21 protein-coding genes, 2 pseudogenes and 1 other annotated feature are annotated in these 25,519 nt (G+C 41.9%); of the genes and pseudogenes, 1 reads left to right on the forward strand and 22 read right to left on the reverse strand.

The genetic code is table 11. The features are described 5' to 3' along the window. Positions 1-24: 24 nt before the first annotated feature. Positions 25-246, reverse strand: a binding site (T-box leader). 57 nt (positions 247-303) lie between these two features. The 19 genes and pseudogenes from ytxC to EP737_RS09905 all read right to left on the reverse strand — a co-directional run bounded on the left by ytxC (position 304) and on the right by EP737_RS09905 (position 20,439). Next, the gene (gene ytxC, locus EP737_RS09820) at positions 304-1,161 is read right to left on the reverse strand and encodes a putative sporulation protein YtxC (protein WP_129727794.1); all 858 of its coding nucleotides are present in this window, start codon (positions 1,159-1,161) and stop codon (positions 304-306) included. Between the two features lie 182 nt (positions 1,162-1,343). Continuing rightward, complete coding sequence (gene dnaI, locus EP737_RS09825; RefSeq protein WP_129727795.1) at positions 1,344-2,297, reverse strand: primosomal protein DnaI; 954 nt, start codon at positions 2,295-2,297, stop codon at positions 1,344-1,346. Positions 2,298-2,326: 29 nt separating this feature from the next. Then, entirely contained in the window at positions 2,327-3,715 is a 1,389-nt protein-coding gene (locus EP737_RS09830) for a replication initiation and membrane attachment family protein (protein ID WP_129727796.1), read from the reverse strand. Between the two features lie 73 nt (positions 3,716-3,788). Further along, positions 3,789-4,250, reverse strand: coding sequence for a transcriptional regulator NrdR (gene nrdR / locus EP737_RS09835; RefSeq protein WP_129727797.1), 462 nt, complete (start codon positions 4,248-4,250; stop codon positions 3,789-3,791). 37 nt (positions 4,251-4,287) lie between these two features. Further along, on the reverse strand, positions 4,288-4,689 hold the full coding sequence (locus tag EP737_RS09840) for a cytosolic protein (RefSeq protein ID WP_129727798.1): 402 nt from the start codon (positions 4,687-4,689) through the stop codon (positions 4,288-4,290). 277 nt (positions 4,690-4,966) lie between these two features. Beyond that, a pseudogene (locus tag EP737_RS25520) lies at positions 4,967-5,101 on the reverse strand (adenosylmethionine decarboxylase); the annotation flags it as partial. Between the two features lie 30 nt (positions 5,102-5,131). Beyond that, positions 5,132-6,160: a glyceraldehyde-3-phosphate dehydrogenase gene (locus EP737_RS09845; protein WP_129727799.1), complete on the reverse strand. Its 1,029-nt coding sequence runs from the start codon at positions 6,158-6,160 to the stop codon at positions 5,132-5,134. Between the two features lie 105 nt (positions 6,161-6,265). After that, complete coding sequence (gene coaE, locus EP737_RS09850) at positions 6,266-6,868, reverse strand: dephospho-CoA kinase (RefSeq protein WP_129727800.1); 603 nt, start codon at positions 6,866-6,868, stop codon at positions 6,266-6,268. 201 nt (positions 6,869-7,069) lie between these two features. Then, complete coding sequence (ytaF, locus tag EP737_RS09855; protein WP_129727801.1) at positions 7,070-7,705, reverse strand: sporulation membrane protein YtaF; 636 nt, start codon at positions 7,703-7,705, stop codon at positions 7,070-7,072. Between the two features lie 113 nt (positions 7,706-7,818). Then, the gene (gene mutM / locus EP737_RS09860; protein ID WP_129727802.1) at positions 7,819-8,643 is read right to left on the reverse strand and encodes a DNA-formamidopyrimidine glycosylase; all 825 of its coding nucleotides are present in this window, start codon (positions 8,641-8,643) and stop codon (positions 7,819-7,821) included. A gap of 206 nt (positions 8,644-8,849) precedes the next feature. Beyond that, positions 8,850-11,480 (reverse strand): DNA polymerase I, encoded by a 2,631-nt coding sequence (gene polA / locus EP737_RS09865; protein ID WP_129727803.1) that lies wholly within the window; start codon positions 11,478-11,480, stop codon positions 8,850-8,852. A 529-nt stretch (positions 11,481-12,009) separates the two neighbouring features. Then, entirely contained in the window at positions 12,010-13,767 is a 1,758-nt protein-coding gene (gene pnpS, locus EP737_RS09870) for a two-component system histidine kinase PnpS (protein WP_129727804.1), read from the reverse strand. Next, complete coding sequence (locus tag EP737_RS09875) at positions 13,760-14,476, reverse strand: response regulator transcription factor (protein ID WP_129727805.1); 717 nt, start codon at positions 14,474-14,476, stop codon at positions 13,760-13,762. Before EP737_RS09875 ends, pnpS begins: the two co-directional genes overlap by 8 nt. Positions 14,477-14,645: 169 nt before the next feature. Further along, a complete protein-coding gene (epsC, locus tag EP737_RS09880; RefSeq protein WP_129727806.1) occupies positions 14,646-15,563 on the reverse strand; it encodes a serine O-acetyltransferase EpsC in 918 nt (305 codons plus the stop codon). 472 nt (positions 15,564-16,035) lie between these two features. After that, positions 16,036-16,974, reverse strand: a complete 939-nt coding sequence (mdh, locus tag EP737_RS09885) for a malate dehydrogenase (protein ID WP_129727883.1) — start codon at positions 16,972-16,974, stop codon at positions 16,036-16,038. Between the two features lie 42 nt (positions 16,975-17,016). After that, positions 17,017-17,197 (reverse strand): annotated as a pseudogene (locus tag EP737_RS09890) (isocitrate/isopropylmalate family dehydrogenase); the annotation flags it as partial. Positions 17,198-17,201: 4 nt separating this feature from the next. Continuing rightward, entirely contained in the window at positions 17,202-18,491 is a 1,290-nt protein-coding gene (gene icd, locus EP737_RS09895; protein ID WP_129727807.1) for an NADP-dependent isocitrate dehydrogenase, read from the reverse strand. 136 nt (positions 18,492-18,627) lie between these two features. Next, positions 18,628-19,746 carry a citrate synthase gene (gene citZ, locus EP737_RS09900; protein WP_129727808.1) on the reverse strand — a complete coding sequence of 373 codons (1,119 nt, stop codon included), beginning with the start codon at positions 19,744-19,746 and terminating at the stop codon, positions 18,628-18,630. A 231-nt stretch (positions 19,747-19,977) separates the two neighbouring features. Next, positions 19,978-20,439, reverse strand: coding sequence for a DUF441 domain-containing protein (locus tag EP737_RS09905; protein ID WP_129727809.1), 462 nt, complete (start codon positions 20,437-20,439; stop codon positions 19,978-19,980). 202 nt (positions 20,440-20,641) lie between these two features. On the opposite strand from EP737_RS09905, the gene ytvI reads away from it, so the two are divergent. Then, positions 20,642-21,733: a sporulation integral membrane protein YtvI gene (ytvI, locus tag EP737_RS09910; protein ID WP_129727810.1), complete on the forward strand. Its 1,092-nt coding sequence runs from the start codon at positions 20,642-20,644 to the stop codon at positions 21,731-21,733. 140 nt (positions 21,734-21,873) lie between these two features. On the opposite strand, the gene EP737_RS09915 is transcribed toward ytvI, so the two are convergent. The 3 genes from EP737_RS09915 to pfkA all read right to left on the reverse strand — a co-directional run bounded on the left by EP737_RS09915 (position 21,874) and on the right by pfkA (position 25,343). Then, a complete protein-coding gene (locus tag EP737_RS09915) occupies positions 21,874-22,263 on the reverse strand; it encodes an FxsA family protein (protein ID WP_129727884.1) in 390 nt (129 codons plus the stop codon). A 296-nt stretch (positions 22,264-22,559) separates the two neighbouring features. Continuing rightward, positions 22,560-24,317 carry a pyruvate kinase gene (pyk, locus tag EP737_RS09920; protein WP_129727811.1) on the reverse strand — a complete coding sequence of 586 codons (1,758 nt, stop codon included), beginning with the start codon at positions 24,315-24,317 and terminating at the stop codon, positions 22,560-22,562. Between the two features lie 66 nt (positions 24,318-24,383). Then, positions 24,384-25,343, reverse strand: a complete 960-nt coding sequence (gene pfkA, locus EP737_RS09925) for a 6-phosphofructokinase (RefSeq protein WP_129727812.1) — start codon at positions 25,341-25,343, stop codon at positions 24,384-24,386. Between the last annotated feature and the right edge of the window lie 176 nt (positions 25,344-25,519).

Consider the following 25,519-nt stretch of genomic DNA (forward strand, 5'->3'; position numbering starts at 1 on the left):
AAAAATAAAAAACACCCGTCCCCAAAAAGGGACGAGTGTTGATTTCTCGTGGTTCCACCCTTGTTCCGATTCACATCTATGAATCGCTCAAGTATTATAACGGTGTTTACCGTCAGCAATTACTATCAATTCATCGCTGAAGTTCAGAGGTGGTAAACAACTTTTTCGTATTAGGAAGCTCACAGCCTAAGGCCTCCCTCTCTGAGAATCGTAAAAAGAAATTCATGTCCTCATCATTACTTATGTTATATTCACATTATGTACGTAATTATATTCGCAACGCAAAAGAAAAGCAAGGGAGCATTACTGTTTTCTTACCTGCTTGCCCATCATTTTTTCAAACTCTCCGATAGTATGAACAATTACACGTTCTTGAAACACATTTCGAATTGTAATAATCATATTGTCATCTATATGAGCGGTATATAGATAAATCGTTTTCGGCGCAATCGATAACAGCGGCGCAATAATATTAGGATCGATATACGACTCTTGATTGTACACAATACCCTCGTCTATATATTGGACCAACCTCTCCTGATTTAAACAAGAGCCACGTTCATCGTAAAAAGTGAAACTTCCGTTATAGACGAGATGAAGGCAAGACAGCCGAGGTTTTCGTGTATACACATGCTGCCGAAGCAGTTCCACAAAGGACTGATACTCCTGCTCAAGCTTATATTCATCAATCGCAAGCTCTGTTAATCGAACCAAATACGCCATATAGTACCTCAAACGAAACTTCACATAGGAATCAAAGGAAAAGGAAATAGGGTTTTGTACAAATTCCGCCAGAGACGCCTCTAGCAAACTTCTCCTTTCTTTCTGCAGACCCTTATATGGTATATCCTGCAATTTCCCGTCTAATAGCGAATGAACAATATGTAGAATTTGCATCCGTTCGTCCTGATCGCGATATAAAAAGGCCTGTTCTAAAATCGATAAAATCCATTTTTCTTCCTTCACATCTGTAATAAAACGAATAATTGCCGGAATCAATACTTCATCTGCACACCATACGTCCCCAGGCGGAATATGAACGACCACTGTTGATTCCTCCAAAAGCACGCTCATACTTTCATGCGCAGTTTCCGCACCTTTCAGCAAATGCTCGTACATCATGCGCGCATCATGCTCTTCTTCAAAGCGGATTTCGATCACTTTTGTCCCCCCTTTAAGATCATCACCTATTTTATGTATATTAAAAGGGGGAGCAAAAAATGATACAAGAAACTCTTGACAAAAAAAAGAAAAGCGGAATCCAATCGCTTTTCTCCTGTAGTAAAACAACCTTTGCATAAACCTACGTATATACATCAAAAGACAAAGGAAGCAAGCTGTCCTTACTCCCCTTGATTACTCCCTTGATGGCGGCGATTCTCACCTTTGACTTGCACTGGCTTCGCCAAATATTTAATTCGTTCCATAATACGAGCCGCCTTCATCCGCTCCTCTTCTCCGCGCTGCGAATAGGTTAAATGATGCTCAAGTTCCTGCATGTTGAAATTAGAAGTAAAGAAGGTTGGCAGATTTTCCAGCATCCGAAATTGCAAAATAGCTCCTAACACATCATCCCGAACAAAGCTTGACATCGCTTCTGCCCCAATGTCATCAAGCATCAGAACCGGTACTCGCTTCACCGCGTCAATTTTATCACTGATTGTATTATCCTGAATGGAGCTTTTGATTTCACGCAGGAATTCTGGTAAGTATACAAGCATAGAAGAGATTTTCCGTTCGGCTAATTCATTAGCAATCGCACCTAAAATATATGTCTTTCCTACCCCAAATGGTCCATATAGATATAAACCCTTAACCTTCTTGCCAAGCTCATATTCCTTTAGAAATTCGCTAGCGGCACGAATTGCTTGTACTCTTTCTAATTGCGAAAGATCTAGTCCTCCCATAGATGCTTCTAATATGTCCCTTGGAACATACAAGCTTTGAATAAGAGACTCCTGCTTTTTACGCTCATCGTACGCCACCTTACGCGGACAGCGGTCATATTGAATATCAATCCGTTTCCCTTGAATCACAAGATGGGGATGGTAGCCCTGCAGCATATTTTTACATTGTTCCAATGTTTGACATTCATCACAGTTCATACTTTGACCTATATATTCATACAGCTTCACAAGGCTGCCTTCAAGCATAGAAGTGGTTACCTCCCCCTCTTGCTCAAGCAGAAATCGTTGAATACGCGGATGTGACAGCACCTGCTCCTTCAACGAAGCATATCGTTTCTTGAAATCCTCATTTTTCATGAGATTGGCGAAGGAGTTTTGAACATGTTCCATCTTTTCACCTCCAAAGGACACAAATTCCTTTATTCCTTCTTATACATTTTTAACTCTTCCTCTAAGCGACGTCGTTCTTCTTCCAAATCGATTGCACTCTCTGTTTGACTCTGAGAAGTTGCTGACTGTTGCTTTTGTTCCTCCAGCCATTCCGGCAGCTGCTCCTTGCGCGTTGTTGCGCGCTTCTTCGGCGTCTTTTTCGAGGTAGCCCATTCTTGATATTGACGGTTTTCTTCTTTTGCGAGCATCATGGCGTCCTGTACGGTTGTTACTTTCTTACGTGCCCAATGCCCCGCTATTTTCTCAACATATGTTTTGGAGAGCTTCATATCTGTTCTCAGCATAACGTAATAAATGAGTACATTTACCACACCTGGCAACAGCTTTTGTGACAGCATAACGTCCTCTATAATCTTTAAGTCTGCCGCAGTCGGCTCTGTACCGCCTGAGATTTCCTTTAACAGCTCCCGCGGTGAAATTTGCTCAAGCTGCTGAATAAGCAGTTCCTCCTGACTAGACGGTTCTTTATGCTGCATCGTTCTTGCATCAAGCGGCTGCACACGTTCGCTGAATACGGGCACAGCACTTCCATTTTCAAATTGATACCAGTCTCGTGCACCTTTGCGCAGCTTTTCCATATCAATCGTATGATGCTCCGTTACTGCGCCAAGCACGACATTTTGCATCGCCAATGCATTCATACCGTATACATAAGCAAGCTTCACAATAGCTTCCTTTACATGTGCCGTAAGGGCCTTTTTCGGAACAAGTGCTGAAAGCCCTTCTGCAAACAGCTCGAAGTCAAAGAAATCATTCCAAATACTCGGTGCCTTGCCAGCTGTCCGGCCCGGTGCCGCAAATCCTGAAGGCACACTCACTTCCTCCTGTAAAGAGGCGATTTGTGAAGGAGAAAACGATTGGAACACATCATTAAAAGAATGCGTTACTTCGCTGTAAGCCGAAGCATCAGATTCCTGCTCCAAAAAGGATTGCTTCAGCTTGTTGTACTTTGTTTTACCAAGACGATTATATAAAAAGATATTTAACACAACATCATCAAAAAACTGCTTAGGCGACAAGGGCGGCTGTAATTCATACAAAAATGAACGGATGTCCTGTTCTTTTTTTACATACACCTTTAATAGCCCCAACGCCTCTAGCTTCATGCGTTCTTCATAAATTTCAGGAAGCGGCATGTACATATGAATCATCAGTGCATGATGATTGCTTTCTTCACCACCCGAAACGTACTGTTTCAGTTCACCCCACAATGTATTGTATAAGCCGATTGCTTTACTGCCAATCAACGGCTGATACAGCATCGTTAACATATGACGGTCATGCTCATGCAGCAGTCCGCTGGCACATACACGATACCGATCCACCGGCAGCAGCTCTCTCCATGACTGTCTTTCCATCTTAATTGATTCCTTTCACTGTATATTGATGCGGATAAAAAAGAGCCGATAGCACTTATGCCTCAAGCTCTTCTTACTTCCCGCCTTTTTGCAGAATATCCTTTAATTCCTCAATAAACACATTTAAGTCTTTAAATTGTCGATAAACTGAGGCGAAGCGCACGTAAGCCACCTCATCAATATCCCTGAGCGCTTCCATTACCATTTCCCCTACTTTATCGCTTTCCACCTCAGATACCCCGATGTTGCGCAGCTCTCGTTCTACATGCTGTGTAACATCTTCAAGCTGCTTCAAGGAAACAGGCCGTTTTTCACAGGCCTTAATCAGCCCTCGTAACATTTTTTCTTTGCTAAACTGCTCACGTGTTCCGTCCTTCTTGACAACAATCAGCGGCGTCTCTTCCACACGCTCAAATGTTGTAAAACGATATAGACAGCTTTCGCATTCTCTGCGTCTGCGAATAGATCGTCCATCATCAACCGGACGAGAATCGAGCACTCTTGTACCATTATGAGAACAATTCGGACAACGCATCGTCATCACTCCTCATTTATTTCTTTTCCTTTGCTCGTTATAGCTTTGCGCCTAATCCCGATCCAATAAACACGAGCTGCTTGTCCAATTGGTTATACAGCTCCATAATAACCTTCTTACTAAATCCGAAATCACTCGGCAACGGCGTTTCAGTCGTAACGGAGAAATCAATTGCCGTCTCAAATGGACGAATTGTAATGACAGTCACAACAACAAATGCTTTCCTAGATCCAGCAATATTCACACTCATTTCCCCGCGTTCAGGAGAAACGGATGTAACTGTATAGCCTTTTAAACCACGAATAACATCTTCAACAGCCTTTAACGCATTTTGTGTATTTGTTTTATAATAACGGCTGCGCAGCTGTTCGTCCGAGTGTGAATCCATTGTTTCAGCATGTGTGGAAAAAACCTGCTTCACCTTCTGCATGATGCTCATAAAACTCTCCTCCTACACAACAACAAGTTATAGTTCTATCACCAATGATATTTTCTACAGTGTAAAGAAAACTCGCCGATTGGCGAGCCTGCCCTTGGGCGAAGACAGGGGCGTAGCCCTACTTATACTGTATTCTTAAACTTTCCAGCTGCAGCGAATTGTCTTGCAGCTAAAAATTTAGCCTTTTCTTAAAGTGTAAACTAAAAAAGAGGTGCGTTCTACACCTCTTTACATTTTAAAGCAAATATATTGTTTTTTAAAGAGCTTTTGCATCTCGTTAGTTAATTTCAAAGCCTTCAGTTCCACGCGGAGGTTCGATGCTTTCGCGTGTTGTCGCATCAAGGCTTTCTGCAATATCGTCAACTGTTACATGCAGGTTAATACGATCACCACATGTATAAACATCAATACTTCCTCTGCAGACGTTCATTATCTATTCTGTTTAGGCGGGCTGCGCCTTCCCTCTCGCTGCGAACTGCTCAGTAACCATTCCTACAAGATCTACAACACGTTTAGAGTATCCCCATTCATTATCGTACCACGCCAGTATCTTTACTTTACGTGTTCCCATCACCATCGTGGATAACCCATCAATAATCGCGGAGCTGGCGTTTGTATTAAAATCCACTGATACGAGCGGTTCGTCGCAAACTTCAATAATTCCCATCATGGAGCTTCTGGCAGCAGCCCGAAACGCATCGTTAATTTCCTCCGCGGTAACATCTCGTTTTACATCAACAACAAGATCAATAAGCGATACATTTATTGTTGGTACACGAAGGGCCATACCATGAAGCTTGCCTGACAGATGAGGGAGAACCTTGGATAACGCTTTGGCCGCTCCTGTTGTTGTCGGAATAATAGACTGTGCACAAGCTCGTGCTCTTCGTAAATCCTTGTGTGGGTTGTCAATGTTTTTTTGGTCATTTGTATATGCGTGAACGGTCGTCATCAAACCGTTTTCAATACCGAACTGCTCATCAAGAATTTTTACAACAGGCGCTAGGCAGTTTGTCGTACAAGAGGCATTCGAAATGATAGTATGCTGTGCAATATCAAGCTGCTGTTCATTAACCCCCACTACAACTGTAATATCCTCACCTTTGCCTGGCGCTGTTAAAATAACCTTTTTTGCTCCTGCTTCAACATGGTCCATTGCTTTTTCCTTCGCATTGAATTTCCCCGTTGCTTCGATCACGATATCAATGCCGAGCTCTTTCCAAGGTAGCTTCCTTGGATCGCGTTCATTTAATAAGCGCACCTTTTTTCCATCGACTAACAAATGATCCTCAGACGCTTCCACTGTTCCATCAAATTTCCCATGAACCGTATCATATTTGATTAAATGAGCTAATGTCTCAGCGGGATAGCTGGCATTAATCGCTGTAATTTCAAATGCACTTTCTTTAATTGCCTGACGGAACACCATTCTACCAATACGACCAAACCCATTAATCGCCACACGCACCATTTTCCAGCCCCCTATTTATGTTATACTTTTAACTCATAAACCCCATAAATAGTATAACATAAATGGATATATAGTCACCAATAAATTCATATTATGGGTATTTCGTTATAATTCGAGTGACCATTTTTCTAAAATGCTGACTAATTGAGTTTTTGTATGTTCTATTGTGCCATTATTATTAATCACTTCATCTGCTAATGTTATCTTTTTCCTTAAAGGCATTTGCGAGGCTATACGCGCCCTCGCCTCCTCTGCTGTTAAATGGTTACGCTGCATGAGCCTATGTAATTGTACCTCCTCGCCTACGTATACAAGCAGCACCTTATGGACAAGCGAAGTTAGTTTGCTTTCAAAGAGAAGCGGAATATCCAGAACAATTGCTTTCTCACCCTGTTCAATATACATGTCTTTTTGCCGGTTCATTTCCATACGAATAGCAGGGTGGACAATACGATTCAAAAGAAGGCGTTTTTCCTCATTATGAAATACAATGCTTCCGAGCTTCTGACGGTCAATCTCTCCATTTGTTTGTAAGATTTCTTGTCCAAAGGCATCAATAATTCCTTTATATGCTTCCTTTCCAGGTTCCACCACTTCCCTTGCAATGATATCTGCATCAATTATGGGAATATGGAAATCACGCAGCATAGCGGCAACAGTACTTTTGCCGCTTGCGATACCTCCTGTTAACCCAATTACAATTGTCATATAGCATCTCTCCTGTCATTTTATCCCTATTATTATACTTCATCCTTCCGGCAAACTTTTCAAAAAGCTACGCTGTCTGAATTCTCAAAACTAAGAAAGAGGTGACTCACAAGAGAAAAAAACCTCCTCTTGGGAATCACCTCATACGTGTAAGTATAGAAAATACATTTAAGCTGACACAGATTTCTTACAGCAGCTCCCCTACATCTTCCAAATACCAATAATAATAAGCAAAATACCGGGCAGGAATGTCAATCGCTGCAGCCATGAAACACCAGAAAACCACATACCGACCTTCATGCCCACTGTTAAAAATATAGAGCTCATCACTGCAACCAATATAGCAAGAAGCACCGGAGAAAACCCAAGCAACGAGGCTCCAATCCCGGCCCCAAAAGAGTCTAGCGATAGCGCTAACCCTAACATAAGGGCTTCAATGCCGGAAATTATACCAGATTTATCAAAATCGGCCATCGTCGGCTTCCTCAAGATCTGAATAACAATACCAAGAGAACGGATTTCCAGATTCCACACTGTTGTTTCCTCTACTGGCGGCTCTTCCTTTTTGTCTGCTTGAAAAAATTGATATAACACCCATGCACCTATCCCAATAAGAACAGCCCCCCCAATCTTTGTTGCGAGAGCGGGTGAAAAAACTTGCGCAACGAGATGACCAATCCCCATAGAAAGGATCATGACAACTGCTGAACAAAGGGATATTACAATAATTGATTTTGCCGGAATCCTCACCTTTCTCAGTCCATACGTAAGGCCTACGCTGCAGCTGTCAAGGCTTAGCGTCAATGCCAAAAGAAACAAAGCAACATAATGGTGCATCGTTGGGCTCCCTTCCATATGTCCGCCTTTCCCTTTAGATTTAGGGGAAAGCTTCGTTTATGTTCATATGGTGTATATATATGACAAAAGCCTATCCGATGTTATTGTCCTTTTTAGTTTTGGCAAATTGGGCAATAGTGCGTACCTCGTCCGCCAACAACTGTTTTCTCAATTGGCGTCCCACATGACGGGCAAGATTCACCCTTTCGGCCATAGACATATAAACTTTTCTGGAACGTCCCAATTTTTCCTTGGGAATTGATATATGTCCGGATCGTGCTTCCACCTTTTTCTACCGCCTCTGTTAGCGTTGCGACAATTTCCTTCTGCATTGCTTCAATTTCAGAAAGCTGTAAGGAAGAAGCCTCCCGTTCTGGGTGAATATGAGAACGAAATAGTACTTCATCTACATAAATATTTCCCAGTCCAACAAGTATACGCTGATCCAACAGAACAGCCTTAATTTTCCGCTGCGTTTTCTTCAGCTTTTCCATCAAATATACCGCAGTCAACTCGTCTGAAAAAGGCTCTGGCCCTAAATCGGCAAGAGACGGACAAAGATGCTCTTCTCCTTTTTTATACATATGCATCGTCCCAAATTTACGAACGTCATTGTAGTGCAGCTCGGTTCCATCGGTAAACTGAAAGCGTACATGTGTATGCTTGTCCACAGGCTCACTCGCATCCTGCAGACGGTATTTCCCTTCCATGCGCAAGTGAGAGACAAGCGTATAGTGCGTCAAATCAATTAATAAAAACTTCCCTCTGCGCCGTATTCCTTCAATGACTTCACCCTTTAGCATCTCCTGGAATAATTTGACATCGTCGGGTTCTTTGACAAGTTTTCCATATGTCACAATTACATCTTCAATTTGCTTTCCTTCGACAAGTATCTCTAGCGTTCGTCTCACCGTTTCTACCTCTGGCAGTTCAGGCATATCTATCACATCCTTACATTGTTATCATGAAGCTTCTAGCTGCTGAAAACTCGCCGGCCCTTAGGCGAAGACAGAGGTGTAGCTGCACTTATCCTGTATTCTTAACATTTCCGACCACGTCGAATTCGCCTCCAGCTGGAAGTTTATACCTTATCACAGGGCAAACAAAACTCCCTCGCAATTAGAGGGAGTTTTGTCACAGTCCTTTATTTTGCATCATACCATGTTGGACCATAGGAGTAGTCCACCTTTAATGGCACAGATAACTCAACCGCATGCTCCATCACTTCTGGAACAAGCTTCTCCAATTTTTCGATTTCTTCCTTCGGAGCCTCGAAAATCAATTCGTCATGTACCTGAAGCAAGAGGCGCGCAGTTAATTTTTCCTCCTGCAAACGCTCAAACATTACAATCATCGCCTGCTTAATAATATCAGCCGCACTTCCTTGGATAGGTGTATTCATCGCAGTACGCTCGGCAAAGCTTCGCAAATTAAAATTACGACTCGTAATTTCAGGAATGTAGCGACGGCGATTTAATAGCGTTGTTACATACCCTGCTTGCTTCGCTTCCTGCACAATGCTATCCATATACTCCTTTACACCAGGAAAGCTTCGGAAGTATGTTTCAATAAAGTCAGCAGCAGCTTTTCTTGTAATCCCAAGGTTTTGCGATAAGCCATAATCGCTAATTCCATATACAATTCCGAAGTTTACCGCCTTTGCTTGACGTCTCATATTAGATGTTACTTCATCCTGATTTACGCCAAATACGTCCATCGCGGTTTTCGTATGAACATCCATATCCTGCAAAAACGCATCCATTAAGCCTTTATCCTTGGCAATGTGAGCAAGAACGCGCAGCTCGATTTGCGAATAATCTGCCGCAAATATAACCCATCCTTCCTGCGATGGGATGAACGCTTCGCGAATTTTCCGGCCTTCTTCAAGTCGAATCGGAATGTTTTGCAGGTTCGGCTCCGTCGAGCTTAAGCGTCCTGTTTGGGTTAGCGCCTGCTGAAAGCGTGTATGGATTTTGGAGGAATCACTATGCACAACCTTAAGCAGCCCCTCAATGTACGTTGAATATAATTTTCCAAGCTGGCGATAATGCAGGATTTTTGGGACGATTTCATGATGGTCAATTAGCTTCTCAAGCACATCTGCTGAAGTTGAATAACCTGTTTTTGTTTTTTTGAATACCGGCAAGTTTAGCTTATCAAATAAAATAACCCCAAGCTGCTTTGGTGAGTTAATATTAAATTCACTGCCTGCTAGCTCATGAATATCTTTTTCAATCGCCTGCAACTGTACGGACAAATCCTCTCCCATACGCAGCAAACGATTCGTGTCTACTTTCACGCCCAGATACTCCATTTCCCCGAGCACTCGAGATAATGGCAGCTCTAAATCTGTAAACAGTCCATACTGCTCATTCTTTTTCAATTCTAAGACAAATGATTCTTTCACCTCATACAGCACCCGAGATTTGCGTGCCACGTGCTCCGATAAGACCTCTTGATTTGGAACGGCCCGCTTCGCACCTTTGCCATACACCTCTTCATCGGATTTCACTGCATGAGCATCCTTCATCTTCGCAACAGCGCGAAAATCCTTATCTGTCTCGGATGGATCAAGCAAATAAGCAGCAAGCAGCAAGTCGAAATCAATTCCTCTTAGCTCTAGACCCTTCCACTTTAAAGCGACGATTGCCCGCTTCACATCGAATATGCTTTTTTTCACACTATCATCAGCAAGCCATTCTCGAAAGCGTTCTGAGTTCAGTCCGGCTTCCGCAGGAATAAAATAGCTGCCCGTCTCATTGGTAATACCGAAGCCCTGCACCTCAGCACCATGATAGTTTTCTTCCTGCACCTCAACAATTATCGAACTTCCGCTTCGCAGTATATTCTCATTTACTTCCTCCACAACGGTAAACGATAGCTCATCTAGCACCGTTTCCGCTACTTCTCCTGGAAGCTGGAACTTATCCAGCAAGGAATTGAAGCCTAGCTGCTTGAAAAGAGGGATAACAGCTCCCTGCTCGTACCCTTTGTATTCAATATCCTGTAAATGAAGTGTAATTGGCGCTTCCCTATAAATGGTTGCCAACTCCTTGCTCATCAAGGCCTGCTGTTCATGTTCCTCGAGCTTTTCCTTTAGCTTCTTTCCGCTGACGCTGCCTAAGTTTTCATACAGTTTTTCTATTGTCCCAAACTCCTTGAGCAGCTTAATTGCCGTCTTTTCCCCTACACCAGGTACGCCCGGAATGTTATCGGACGGATCGCCCATTAGACCTTTCATATCAATAATTTGATCCGGCTGGAGCGACAGCTTTTCAAATAAGGTTTCTGGCGTGTATTCATCAACTTCTGTAATACCTTTTCTCGTAATTAGTACACTCGTATGCTCCGACACAAGCTGAATAAGGTCGCGATCTCCTGAAATAACTCTCACTTCAGCACCGTCTACATCCGCTTCTTTCGCTAATGTGCCGATAATATCGTCAGCTTCATAATTTTCAAGCTCATAACGGGAAATTTGAAGATTGTCCAGAAGCTCACGAATAAATGGAAATTGCTCTGACAGTTCTGGCGGTGTTTTTTGACGCCCCCCCTTGTATTCCCCGAAGGTTTTATGACGGAATGTCGTTTTCCCCGCATCAAATGCAACGAGCATATGCGTTGGTTTCTCTTCCTCAAGAATCCGCATCAGCATCATTGTAAAGCCGTACACGGCATTTGTATGTATTCCCTTATCATTATTGAGCAGCGGCAACGCAAAAAAGGCGCGGTATGCGATGCTATTGCCGTCAATTAATACTACTTTTTTCTTCAAGATATGCAAGCCTCCCCACTATATAGCATAAATCAGAGAAAGAAAACTCGACGATTGGCAAGCCCTGCCTTCGGGCGAAGACAGAGGCGTAGTTGTACTTATACTTACTCCTAAAATTTCTCACTACGTCGAATAGTCTCCCAGCTAGAAATTTATACTTTCTTAAAGTATAAAACAAAAAACCGTTTCTTCCCTCCTCTATATTAGCATGACCTAACGAGAGAAGGAAAATAACGGCTTAATAAAAGTATATACACAGGATTTTGCAAGAGAGCTCTCACCAATTCAGGAACTGTTCGGCGAGGACAAAGATGCAGATACACTTAGATCTTACATGTATCCATTTCCACTACAGTCAGTTGCCTTCATGCTACATTTCACCTGTTGTTACAAGATAAAAAGGCAGGCGGAAACGGAAAATCATGTTTCCGCCTTGAACTACTCCTTGGATGAAGGGGTTTTCGTTAACTAGAATAACAAATCTTTATTAATATAAAATAAATATATTGTTAATATACTGTAAATTTGTCTAAGTCTGTTTCTGACGAAGCATCACTGTAAAAGTAGTACCGACCCCTACATCACTTTCTACCGTAATAAGTCCGCGATGCGCTTCAACAAGATGCTTTACGATGGACAGACCAAGGCCTGTACCGCCCGTATTACGGCTGCGTGCTTTGTCCACGCGGTAAAAGCGTTCAAAAATCCGTGGAATTTCAGCTTTCTCAATACCAATCCCTGTATCTGATACTTTTACGCTCACCCAATGATGAGATGTCTCTAGGGAGACAACAACCCTTCCTCCTGCCGGTGTATACACAATTGCATTACTAATTAGGTTAAGAAAAATTTGCTTCATTCGATGCGGATCTCCAGGAATGGTGACATCCTGAGCTGCTTGCAGCTGCAAATCAATTGTTTTATTAGCTGCTTTTCCTCTTAGCATCACTTCAATTTCCTCAAGCAGCATCTTTAAATTCACATTTCCCATTTGCAGCTTAAAGCCTTGTTGCTCAATTTTAGATAAATCTAATAAATCGGCAATCAAGTTTTGCATTCGATCGCTTTCTTTCAAAATAATAGTTAAAAAATATTCCCGAAGCTTTCGATCCTCCATCGCCCCGTCAAGCAGCGTTTCAGAAAAGCCCTTAATAGAAGTAATCGGCGTCTTCAGCTCATGCGATACATTCGCTAAAAAGTCCTTTCGCATTTGCTCTAACCTTTTCAGCTCAGTAATATCATGGAATACAAGAATAATTCCCTTCCACTCATGATTTGTCCCAATAATCGGTGCACCGTATACTTCAAAATGCTTACGCTCAATTCCAAGAGGCAGCAGCATTTGCTTACGTACCTTTACCTCCGTCATGAAAATCTCTTCGACAAGTTCAATGATTTCCTGATGATCAAATGCCTCATAATAAAGACGATCTAAATATCGCTCATTTGTCGCATGAAACGTTTCTTTGTATGAGCGATTTACAAGACTAATATATCCGCGGCTATCAATTAAAATCATGCCGCTTCCCATGTTCTCAATAAGCGTATGCAAACGGTCCTGCTGCATCTCCTGTGCTAATGTCATCTCCTGCAAGTTCCGTGCTAAAATATTGATTGCCTGACTCAGCATGCCCGTTTCATCAGCACGATTTTCATACGCACGAGCCTTATAATTTCCCTTCGCAAGCTCAATCGCAACTCTTGTCGCCGATTCAATCGGTTTTGTATACTGGGCAATAATTCTAAGTCCTAATAAAAGGATGACAATAAATGCGATAAAAAAGCTGCTAATAAGCAAGCCCCATACTTTTTGCTGCATATATGAAAATGAGCTCATCGACAAATGTACGATTAAATACGCTTCATCATAGCGCCTGTCACTCAATAATACCCCATAATAATACGTATCGTTGCCCGTATACCTCATCTCTACATTTTGAGGATTGTCCTTTAAATCTGACAAAAGCTTTTGCACTGCTTCCGCATTATCCTGGTCCTTCTTCTCCTCTGAACCGTATAACAGTTTCCCTTTTAAATCTAATAGGGTAATGTTTACCTTCAACTTCTCTTGTATCTGAATAAGAGTCTCCGGACGAAGCAATGTTTCATGAATTCCTGTTTTCTCCAAAACAGAAGCGGTATAGCGAAGCTCTCTTTCCATTCGTTCATTGAAGTTCTCAATATAAAAGCCTTTAAAAAGCTGACCCAGCAGCAGCCCTAATCCAACAAGGACCGCAACAATCAATGAAATCAAGGCTAGAATAAGTTTCGAGCGAAACTTATTCATTGATTTTCGGCTCTTCCAGCTTATACCCTAAACCGCGAATTGTTTTAATATAAACTGGCTTTTTTGTATTGCTCTCGATTTTATCGCGCAAATGACTAATATGAACATCCACAATACGAGTATCTCCGGCAAAGTCATAGTTCCAAACGGCACTTAACAGTTGATCACGCGTTAGTACACGCCCCTTATGCTTAGCCAAATAGACAAGAAGTTCAAATTCCTTTGGTGTTAGCTCCAGCTTCTCCCCGCGGTAGTACGCTTCGTAATACTCCGGCATAATTTTCAAATCAGCAATCATAATACGGCTCGTATCTTGCTCTTCCTGTGCGTTATCCTCACTCATTCTCGTCCGGCGCAAAATCGCTTTAACTCGCGCAATAACCTCTCTAGGGCTGAACGGCTTTGTCATATAATCATCTGCGCCTAATTCAAGACCGAGTACCTTATCAAATTCATCATCTTTAGCGGTTAGCATTAAAATCGGCGTCATGATACGACGCAGCCGAAGCTCCTTACATACTTCCATTCCATCCATTTTCGGCAGCATTAAATCTAGTATAACTAAATCCGGATTTTCTTCTGTTGCTTTACGAAGACCCTCTGCTCCATCCATAGCGGTGATGACTTCAAATCCAGCTTGCTGTAAATTAAATTCTATTAACGTTAAGATAAATTCCTCATCATCCACTACTAAAATACGATTGCTCATTCTACGCCTCCAGATTAAAAAGTAAAACCCTTCCTCATCCAATGAATATTTGTCTATTTTATTAGTTGTATCATACTAGAAAACAAATAATTGCTCAACCTAAAGCCCCACACTGCCCCAAGCAGGGCATATTGTTGAAGGAGGTTTCCTTCCGATAGGTATAGCTGCTTTATTTCGGAACGCTTTGTGTAATAGTCGGCGATGGCTGAGAATTATACACTTGTGAAAACGGCGGAACAGAATGAGTGAGCCAAACATTGCCCCCGATGGTAGAATCATGCCCTACTACTGTATCTCCTCCAAGAATTGTAGCACCAGCATAAATCACAACTCCCTCCTCGATTTCAGGGTGCCTCTTGATTCCTTTTATCGGATTCCCATTCTCATCAAGCGGAAAACTTTTTGCTCCAAGTGTCACACCTTGATATATTTTTACATTCTTCCCAATAATACATGTTTCACCGATTACAACGCCTGTCCCGTGATCAATAAAGAAGCTTTCTCCGATTTCAGCGCCCGGATGAATATCAATTCCCGTTAGCTGATGAGCATATTCCGACATCATTCTCGGTATGAGAGGTACATGCATCGCGTATAATACGTGCGCAATTCTGTATATACTAATAGCCTCGATAGAAGGATAGCTAAGCAAGATTTCTTCCGTATTTAATGCTGCTGGGTCCCCATTATAGGCAGCCTCAATATCTGTATTTAACGTTTCGCGTATTTCAGGCAGCTTATTAATCAAATGGATCGTAATTTCATTTGCACGATCCCGTCGTTCCACCAATGTTTTATACTTCATCGCACACTCATTCTTAAAGGCCTTCTCGATTAAGTTACTCAAATCTACAGCCGCATTTCGGATTCGATTCCCGATTAGAATGTTCGCTCTCGTCTCATCAATAGGGTAGTTTTCGTACACCCCAGGAAACAATGCAGAGCGCAAGTGAAACAATACCTTGTAGACAATCTCTTTACCAGCAAACCCGATTGTCTTTTCCTTGAAAAAATGATCCATATTAATCTTTTCCAACTTTTGTGCTACCTCAGGCATATCCCGATTTAACCAGTTGTTCAGCTCCATTGCAGTGCTCCTTTTGATCGAAATATTTCTTTATACAAACAGCTCTTTGTAAAGAAAACTCGCCGACTGGCAAGCCGCTAGGCGAAGACAGAGGCGTAGTTGCACTTATACTTTGTTCTTAAAATTTCCGACTGCGTCGAATTCGCTTCTCGCTGGAAATTTATGCTTTCCCAAAGTGTAAAGAGAGATTCACTCTTCTTTATGCTAAAGGTTTCATCATTCTTATTCAACTAAAAAATATGAAAATTGAAAACCCCTTTCCGGATCCCCTGTTTGTTTAAAAAAGGAATAGTACATAAAAACTTACATCCTTGAAAAAGTCACCGATTGGCGAAGACAGAGGGGTAGTTGCACTTATGTTGTACTCCTAAAATTTCCGATTACGTCGAATTCACTCCTAGCTGGAAATTTATACTTTCTTACAATGTAAAAAAAGATTCGAGGAGTCCCCCGAATCTTTTTTCTAAATTTATTAAGCAAGTACTTTCATTACGTTGCGTACAGCTTCGACAGAACGGTCAAGTGCCGCTTTTTCTTCGTCAAGAAGATCCAGCTCGATAACCTTTTCAATTCCGTTTCCGCCAAGAATAACAGGAACACCTAAGTATAAATCGCTGTAGCCATACTCACCTTCTAAATAAGCAATAGCAGGCAATACGCGACGCTGATCTTTTAGGATTGCTTCTGTCATTTCAACAAGGGAAGCAGCCGGAGCGTAGTATGCACTGCCGTTTCCTAAAAGGTTTACGATTTCACCGCCGCCTTTACGTGTACGCTCGACAATCGCATCTAAACGGTCCTTTGGAATTAATGTCTCCAGTGGAATACCGCCAGCATAGGAATAACGTACAAGCGGAACCATATCGTCACCGTGACCGCCTAATACGAAGCCTGTCACATCCTTTACAGACAGGTTTAATTCCTGCGCTACAAACGTACGGAAGCGAGCCGTATCAAGTACGCCGGACTGCCCAATTACACGCTCTTTTGGAAGGCCAGACTCCTTAAAGATTGTATAAGTCATCGCATCAACAGGATTCGTTAACACAACAATTGTTGTGTTTGGAGAATACTTTACGATTTCTTTAGCTACACTCTTCATAATTTTGGAGTTTGTTGCCACAAGATCATCACGGCTCATACCAGGCTTACGTGCAATTCCTGCAGTAACTACAACCACATCGGAATCAGCAGTGTCAGCATAGTCAGCAGTACCGATAATATTTGCATCAAAGCCTTGTACTGGGCTTGCTTCAAGCATGTCCAGCGCTTTTCCCTTAGTCGGGTTTTCTAATGGTGCAATATCAACTAATACTACATCAGCTAATTCCCTTTGCGCTAGTAAGAATGCTGTTGTTGCTCCCGTAAACCCTGCACCGATAACAGAAACCTTTTTACGTTTGATTGTCATGAGAATTCCCCCTGCTCCTGTTACGCGTTTACTTGAAACGCGCTCCATGTTTTTAATTAACTTATCGCCAAACCCAGAGCATTTCCTTCTGTTGCTCCGTCCATTAAACGTGCGAAATCGTATGTTAACACTTTAGAAGCAATTGTTTTCTTCATAGACCCTATCCAATCAGGTTTGCAGCTTCGTTTCAGCCAAGATGTTCAAGCGTTAATACACCTGAAACCTGCTTACGCGTTTACTTGAACCGTGTCCATGTTCTTAATTAACTCGTCGCCAAACTCAGAGCATTTTACTTCTGTTGCTCCGTCCATTAAACGTGCGAAATCGTATGTTACTACTTTAGAAGCAATTGTTTTCTCCATAGATCCTACAATTAGGTTTGCTGCTTCGTTCCAGCCAAGATGCTCAAGCATTAATACGCCTGAAAGGATAACAGAAGACGGATTCACTTTATCAAGTCCTGCATACTTCGGAGCTGTACCGTGTGTCGCTTCGAAAATAGCATGTCCTGTTACGTAGTTGATGTTAGCGCCAGGTGCAATACCAATGCCACCTACTTGTGCTGCTAATGCATCAGAAATATAGTCGCCGTTTAAGTTCATTGTTGCCACTACGTCGAACTCTTTTGGACGAGTTAAAATTTGTTGCAAGAAAATATCTGCAATAGAATCCTTCACGATGATTTTGCCAGCTGCTTCTGCTGCTGCTTGCGCTTCATTCGCTGCTTGCTTGCCTTGCTCTTCTACAAGACGATCGTATTGCGCCCAAGTGAACACTTGATCGCTGAACTCTTGCTCAGCCACTTCGTAACCCCAGTTCTTGAACGCACCTTCTGTAAACTTCATAATATTTCCTTTGTGAACAAGCGTTACAGATTTACGGCCATGATCAACTGCATATTGGATAGCTGCGCGAACCAAACGCTTTGTTCCCTCTTCAGAAACAGGCTTAATACCGATACCAGATGTTTCAGGGAAGCGGATTTTCTTTACGCCCATTTCAGTTTGCAGGAATTCAAGCACCTTTTGGACTTCTGCAGAGCCTTTTTGATATTCAATACCTGCATAGATGTCCTCAGTATTTTCACGGAAAATTACCATATCAGTGTCTTCTGGACGCTTTACTGGTGACGGAACTCCTTCAAAATAGCGAACAGGACGTACACATACATACAAGTCAAGTTCTTGACGCAATGCCACGTTTAGAGAACGAATACCGCCGCCTACTGGAGTTGTTAAAGGACCTTTGATCGCAAGCAAGTACTCATCAATTAAATTAAGTGTTTCTTGAGGAAGCCACTCACCTGTTTGGTTGAAGGCTTTCTCACCCGCAAGTACTTCCTTCCAAGCGATTTTCTTCTCGCCTTTGTATGCTTTTTCAACTGCTGCGTCTAATACACGTACAGAAGCTGCCCAAATATCCGGACCTGTTCCATCTCCTTCGATGAAAGGAATGATTGGGTTGTTTGGTACGTTCAATACACCGTTCGTTACTGTAATTTTTTCACCTGTAGTCAATGTAATTACCCCCATGCTTATAAAATATGTATGAAACAGACTAGAGACCCGCAAGCGGGTCCTAATCAACCTCAATAACTAGTTGTCATATTGCCACTATTCAGTCTACCCGAAACAGGCAAACTTTCAAACAAAATTATCCTCTTTTCTCAACAGGCACATACGTTTGATGTGTAGGACCTGTATAATCCGCACGCGGACGGATTAGGCGATTGTTTTCGTACTGCTCAAGAATGTGCGCAAGCCAGCCAGACATGCGGCTAATCGCAAAAATTGGTGTAAATAAATCATGATCAATTCCTAAACAATGGTACATAGAAGCAGAATAGAAATCTACATTTGGCGGTAAATTTTTGGAAGATGTTACGATTTCCTCAATTTGCAAGGACATTTCATACCATTTCGTTTCGCCTGTAACTTCACCAATTTTCTTGGACATTTCCTTTAAGTGCTTTGCGCGTGGATCTCCACCTCTATATACACGATGTCCAAAGCCCATAATCTTTACTTTGTTGTTCAACGCATTTAAGATGTATGGCTCTACATTTTCTACATCGCCAATCTCCATAAGCATCTTCATCACATTTTCATTTGCACCACCATGAAGAGGGCCTTTTAACGCTCCAATTGCAGCTGTAATACCAGAATACACATCCGAAAGCGTCGCTACGCACACACGCGCCGTAAATGTCGATGCATTCAGCTCATGGTCAGCATGAAGAACGAGCGCTTTGTCAAATGCTTGAATCTCAATTTCATTCGGCTCTCTATTATTCAGCATGTACAAAAAGTTAGCTGCGAAGCTGAGTTTTGTATTGGGAGCAACTGGTTCCAAGCCTTTGCGGATACGGGAATATGCGGCTACAATTGTTGAGACCTGTGCTTGCAGTTTAACCGCTTTCAAATAATTAGATTTTCCTTCCATCGATTCTGCGCTTTCATCATATAAGGATAGCATGGAAATAACTGTACGAAGGACAGACATTGGATGGGCTGTATTTAAGTTTGTTGCTTTTAGATATGCGATAATTTCTGCAGGAATTTGCGCGTTTTCAGCTAGCTGAGATTTTAGCTCCTCTAGTTCTGTTTTGTTTGGAAGCTTGCGGTGCCACAATAAATACACAACCTCTTCAAACGAAGCGTGCTCTGCCAAGTCATCGATTGTGTAGCCTACATATGTTAAAGTGTCATCAATAATAGAACTAATCGATGAGGTTGTGGCTACTACCCCTTCAAGACCTCGAGTAACTGCCATAGTAATCTCTCCTTTTCCACAAATTTCTCCCCAACCCTAAAGCGCCGAGACGAAAAATAACACGACATAAAACAATGCACCTTGGCATTGTTTTATGTTGGTGCTACTTTTCCACCACACAATTCTCGTTGTTGATCTATCCCAGGCACTCCCTTACGTACCATTATAAACAATTATCTGACTTTTGTGAATGAAAAGAATTCAGATAATTTATATCAAGATAAAAATGCTCTACTTTAATATTTGTACCACATGCAGTACCATATATGCAATACCCGCCCCAACAAGAGGCCCAACCGCCACCCCATTAAAAAGCGCAACTGCTATCACTGTTCCAAGAACAAGTGCAGTTGTAATATGAGGATCACTGGCAAGCAGGCTTAGCCCTCCCTTAGCCAGCAGCGCAACAGCAATACCAGATGCCAACGCAATCCAAGCATAATAGGATTTGATCGCTTCCGTCAACTGTCTAAAGCCGATTTCTCCCGAGGCAATCGGGACAAGAACAGCAATTGTAATAATTGTTACACCAAAGTTAATTCCCTTCTGTTGTAAGTATGAAAACAATTTTTCGTTAAGGGGTGTCCATTTTATAAGGAGAAGCACCAGTACAGCAAATGTAAGCGATTGATTTTTAGCCAGTAAGCCAATAGCAAGCAAAATGAATAAAAATAAAACAGATTGATTAAACATAACTTGTTTATCCTTTCCTATAAAAATAATATTTCGTAAATACCCAAGAAAAAGCAGGAAAATATTGCCTAATAACGGCTTTTTTTTCTCCTTAATACGATGTAAAATAAGAGATGGGAAAAACTTCACCTTCCCCATAATATAAAAAAAAATACACTCCGAACAGGAGGAATGTTCCATTTTAAATCGAGATTACCTGTACATGGGGCTTCGGCTTATTTTTGTGGCAGCGTTAATTATAATTGGCCTGTACATTCTTTTTTATATCTCAGGTCTAGTATATCCATTTATTATTGCTCTTTGTTTGGCATATGCGATGCATCCAATCGTCGATCTACTCGAGAAAAAACTTCTCTTCCCGCGCCCGCTTGCGGTGTTTGTAACGCTCATCCTTGTATTTGGGGCAATAGTAGGGCTTGTTATTCTTCTCGTAACAGAGACCATCGCTGCCGCTACGTACTTGCTTGAGATTTTGCCAAATCAATTTCCGAAACTTGTTGTATATGTACAGAATATTATTGTTCATAATATCATGCCGTTATATGAAGATTTAGCTACAAAATTTAATCGTCTTGGAGAGACGCAGCAAAATACAATCTCCTCTAATATTCAAAATCTTGGTTCAGACCTCACACAAAAGGCGCAAGATTTACTTACATCCATTTTGAGCGGATTGACCAATTTTTTACGCGTTCTTCCAACCACAGCAACCGTTCTGATTTTCATTTTGCTTGCCACGTTTTTCATTAGCAATGATTGGTACAAAATGGGGCAACGTCTAAAGCGCATACTGCCAACACGTATTCATCTATATAGTGAAACGATTTTTGGAAATTTGCGTAAAGCGCTCCTTGGCTTCATTAAAGCGCAATTTACGCTTGTCTCAATGACAACCATTATCGTACTTGTCGGATTGCTTGTTTTGCGTGTGCCATATGCTATTACAATTGCTATCGTGACTGGAATTGTTGATCTATTACCGTATCTTGGAACAGGAGCAGTATTTGTACCGTGGATTTTATACGCCTACTTCACAGGCAGTACTCCGCTCGCTGTTGGACTTCTTGTTTTATATATCGTCGTCATTGTACAGCGACAAATTATGGAACCGAAAGTACTATCCTCCAATATCGGTCTCGACCCGCTTCCAACACTTATTGCGCTTTTTGTTGGGTTCAAGCTATACGGTTTTCTTGGTCTGATTATCGGTCCAGCAACGCTTGTTCTTCTTAAAACATTGTATGACGCAAAGGTATTTCGTGATCTTTGGCGTTTTATTAAAGATGCTAAATAGCCTGCAGGGCGAAGACAGAGGCATAGTTGCACTTACACTTTGCTCTTAAAATTTTCTGACACGTCAAACTCCTTTCCTCCTGGAAATTTTCACTTTCCTAAGGTGATAAAAAGCGATTCGGACTGTGACCGAATCGCTTTTTATTTCCAAATGATTGTTTGGTTATTTTTCTTTATTTTCTTCTCGATCCATTTCAAGAACCAATATGTAACGATCTTTCTTGTAATAGGAAACAGAAGTAAAAAACCGATAATATCGGTAGCATAGCCTGGTGTAAGCAGCAATATTCCGCCAATCAAAATACAACCTCCATCTAGAAGAGATTCTGTCGGCATTTGCCCGCGGCTCAGACGATACTGCACCTCTCGCAACACTGCTATTCCTTGCTTCTTTGCTAAATATGCGCCAATGATTCCGGTTGCTATAATCATCAAAAATGTCGGCCAAATACCAATCCAATGACTCGACGCCACAAGCAGTGTAACCTCTAAAGCAGGTACAATAATAAACAAGAGGATAAGAAGCTTCACCATTATTTTCCCCTCCTATTAAGAATAAATTTCCATAATCCAGCCTTTTCACCGAAAAACATTCTGGAGAGCTGAAGCAGACAATGTGAGCTAGACACCCATCAAAATTTTTCCTAGTCGAATAAAGAAAACTCGTCGATTGGCAAGCCCCGCTCTTGGGCGAAGACAGAGGCGTAGTTGCACTTATACTGTATTCCTAAAATTTCTAACTATGTCGAATTGTCTTCCAGCTGGAAATTTATACTCTCTTAAATGTGAGAAAAAGGGAGAGATTCACTCTCTCCCTTCCTTATCCCTTATAGAACTATTGCATGTCCGTTATAAACAATCCCTCGTGCTGCATCAACTGTTACTTCCTGATCATCCTTTAGAATAGAAGTAGCGTTATTTACACCTACGATAACTGGAATACCGATAGATACCCCTACAACAGCAGCATGACTTGTTAAACCGCCTTCTTCAATTACAAGCGCGCTTGCTTGTTCAACTGCCGGCATCATATCCTTGTCTGTGCTAGTTGTAACTAAAATAGCTCCTGGGTGCATCTTTGCAAGTGCTTCTTCAGCCGTTTTCGCAACAACAACTCGCCCTTTGCTGCTTTTGCGGCCAATACCTTGCCCTTTAACAATTTGCTCGCCTACAACATGAACCTTCATTAAGTTTGTTGTTCCTGTTTCACCAATAGGCACACCTGCTGCGATTACAACTGTATCTCCTGATTTTACAATGCCTGTGTCTTTAGATGCTTGAATAGCGCCCTCAAGCATTTCATCCGTAGAATATACAGGATCTTGTGCTAAATATGCTTGTACACCCCATACAAGTGCAAGCTTACGACATACACGATCATCTGCAGAAACCGCAATAATTGGAGACTTTGGACGATATTTAGAGATCATTTTTGCTGTATGACCACTCTCTGTAGGCGCCACAATTGCTACCACATCTAAAGAAAGAGCTGTATGCGCAACTGATTGACAGATTGCATCTGCAATACTTGGGCGTACTTCTTCAATACGCTTGCGGAAGATATCTTGATATACTAGAGATCTTTCTACGCGAGTAGCAATAGTCGCCATCATTTTAACTGACTCTACAGGATATTGTCCCGCAGCAGTTTCACCAGAAAGCATAATTGCATCTGTACCGTCAAAAATTGCGTTGGCTACGTCACTTGCTTCAGCGCGTGTCGGACGAGGGTTGCGTTGCATGCTATCAAGCATTTGTGTTGCTGTAATAACAGGCTTTCCTTGAAGATTACACTTGTTAATTAGGCTCTTTTGTACGAGTGGTACTTCTTCTGGCGGGATTTCTACACCCAGGTCACCACGAGCAACCATAAGACCGTTGGAAACCTCTAGAATGGCATCAATATTGTCAATACCCTCTTGGTTTTCGATTTTTGGAATGATTTGAATGTGTTTCGCGCCTTTTTCTGCTAACAGCTCACGAATTTCTAAAACGTCAGATGCTTTACGCACAAAGGAAGCCGCGATAAAGTCTACGCCCTGCTCAACACCAAAAAGAATATCCTGCACGTCTTTTTCAGTGATACCAGGCAACTTGATACTTACATTTGGTACGTTTACACCCTTTTTATTTTTAACAAGACCGCTATTTAATACTTTGGTACGAATTTCACCATTTGCTTTACCAATAACCTCTAATTCAATCAAACCGTCATCAATTAAAATGCGTGATCCTGTATCAACATCATCATACAAGCCTGTATAGGATACTGAGAATTTTTCCGCTGTTCCTAAAACCTGCTCCATGGAAATAATAACTTCCTGACCTGTTTTTAATTCCGCTTGTCCATTCTCAAAATCGTGCGTACGAATTTCAGGGCCCTTTGTATCAAGCAAAATTGCAATTGTTTTTCCTGTTTGCTTTGCCGCTTCACGAATATTAGTAATACGTGCTGCATGCTCCTCGTGACTGCCATGTGAGAAATTCAAACGAGCAACATTCATACCTGCTTCCATGAGTTGCGTTAGCTTCTCAATACTTTCACTTGCCGGTCCAATAGTACATACTATTTTCGTCTTACGCATACAATACCTCCGCTTTTTTATGGAAACGTTCCCAATTTTGACGTACCAAATTTCAATTATGTCCTACTAAATGGATAATTCCTGAGATAATCGATACATATCTTCATCAATTGTGTGCTTCTGTGCTAATGCTTCAATGATATCATGGTCTACAAGCTTGTTGTTTTGAATCCCAACACAACGGCCGCCTTGTCCTTCTAAAAGAAGTTCAACCGCTCTTGCCCCTAAACGGCTAGCTAATACGCGGTCAAATGCACTTGGAGAACCACCGCGTTGTACGTGACCTAACACTGTTACGCGCGTATCCAGACTCGTTGCCTCTTCAATGTTCTTACCGATCTCAATCGCACTGCCTACCCCTTCAGCTACTACAATAATACTGTGCTTCTTGCCGCGTTCGTGACCTCGTTTTAAACGTGCAATGATATCTTGCATGTCAAAGTCTACTTCCGGAACCAAAATTGTTTCCGCACCATCCGCCAAGCCAGCCCACAGCGCAATATCCCCAGCATGTCGACCCATAACTTCAATTACATATGTACGTTCGTGGGAAGTTGCTGTATCACGAATTTTATCGATTGCATCGATTACTGTGTTCAGTGCTGTATCAAAACCAATTGTAAAATCAGTACCCGGAATATCGTTATCAATTGTTCCAGGAACGCCTATACAAGGATAACCATGTTCTGTTAGCTTTTTCGCTCCTTGATAAGAACCGTCGCCGCCAATGACAACTAGGCCTTCAATACCGAATTTTTTCAATTGCTCAATGCCTTGCATTTGTCCTTCTAATGTTCTAAACTCCGGACATCTTGCTGAATACAGCTTTGTTCCTCCGCGATGAATAATGTCACCAACAGAACCAAGCTCTAGCTTTTCGATATGACCTGAAATAAGACCGGAGTATCCATGATACACACCGTATACTTCCACGTCATGATAAATTGCTTTGCGGACAACAGCGCGCACAGCAGCATTCATTCCCGGCGAATCTCCGCCGCTTGTTAAAACTCCAATACGTTTCATCTGCAATCACCTCGAAAGTTTATTTGCCCTCTAATAAAATACCATGAAAAATTACGGAAGCACAATGGGAAGATGCATATTTGAGAAGAAAAAACGTGCATTCTGAGAAAGGAATGCACGTTTTTTTCTATTAAGTAAGGGTGTATAGCTTTTGGAATATCGTCTAGCGTATGCGA

It is taken from the genome of Ectobacillus funiculus, from assembly GCF_004138295.1.
In the GTDB taxonomy this organism is placed as follows: Bacteria; Bacillota; Bacilli; order Bacillales; family Bacillaceae_G; genus Ectobacillus; species Ectobacillus funiculus.

What these genes read in the sequence shown, in the direction of transcription:
- dnaI (WP_129727795.1), bottom strand. Translation starts at nt 2,297, where the DNA reads ATGGAACATGTTCAAAACTCCTTCGCCAATCTCATGAAAAATGAGGAT.
- EP737_RS09830 (WP_129727796.1), bottom strand. Translation starts at nt 3,715, where the DNA reads ATGGAAAGACAGTCATGGAGAGAGCTGCTGCCGGTGGATCGGTATCGT.
- nrdR (WP_129727797.1), bottom strand. Translation starts at nt 4,250, where the DNA reads ATGCGTTGTCCGAATTGTTCTCATAATGGTACAAGAGTGCTCGATTCT.
- EP737_RS09840 (WP_129727798.1), bottom strand. Translation starts at nt 4,689, where the DNA reads ATGAGCATCATGCAGAAGGTGAAGCAGGTTTTTTCCACACATGCTGAA.
- EP737_RS09845 (WP_129727799.1), bottom strand. Translation starts at nt 6,160, where the DNA reads ATGGTGCGTGTGGCGATTAATGGGTTTGGTCGTATTGGTAGAATGGTG.
- coaE (WP_129727800.1), bottom strand. Translation starts at nt 6,868, where the DNA reads ATGACAATTGTAATTGGGTTAACAGGAGGTATCGCAAGCGGCAAAAGT.
- ytaF (WP_129727801.1), bottom strand. Translation starts at nt 7,705, where the DNA reads ATGCACCATTATGTTGCTTTGTTTCTTTTGGCATTGACGCTAAGCCTT.
- mutM (WP_129727802.1), bottom strand. Translation starts at nt 8,643, where the DNA reads ATGCCTGAACTGCCAGAGGTAGAAACGGTGAGACGAACGCTAGAGATA.
- pnpS (WP_129727804.1), bottom strand. Translation starts at nt 13,767, where the DNA reads ATGAATAAGTTTCGCTCGAAACTTATTCTAGCCTTGATTTCATTGATT.
- EP737_RS09875 (WP_129727805.1), bottom strand. Translation starts at nt 14,476, where the DNA reads ATGAGCAATCGTATTTTAGTAGTGGATGATGAGGAATTTATCTTAACG.
- epsC (WP_129727806.1), bottom strand. Translation starts at nt 15,563, where the DNA reads ATGGAGCTGAACAACTGGTTAAATCGGGATATGCCTGAGGTAGCACAA.
- mdh (WP_129727883.1), bottom strand. Translation starts at nt 16,974, where the DNA reads ATGACAATCAAACGTAAAAAGGTTTCTGTTATCGGTGCAGGGTTTACG.
- citZ (WP_129727808.1), bottom strand. Translation starts at nt 19,746, where the DNA reads ATGGCAGTTACTCGAGGTCTTGAAGGGGTAGTAGCCACAACCTCATCG.
- EP737_RS09905 (WP_129727809.1), bottom strand. Translation starts at nt 20,439, where the DNA reads ATGTTTAATCAATCTGTTTTATTTTTATTCATTTTGCTTGCTATTGGC.
- ytvI (WP_129727810.1), top strand. Translation starts at nt 20,642, where the DNA reads ATGGGGCTTCGGCTTATTTTTGTGGCAGCGTTAATTATAATTGGCCTG.
- pyk (WP_129727811.1), bottom strand. Translation starts at nt 24,317, where the DNA reads ATGCGTAAGACGAAAATAGTATGTACTATTGGACCGGCAAGTGAAAGT.
- pfkA (WP_129727812.1), bottom strand. Translation starts at nt 25,343, where the DNA reads ATGAAACGTATTGGAGTTTTAACAAGCGGCGGAGATTCGCCGGGAATG.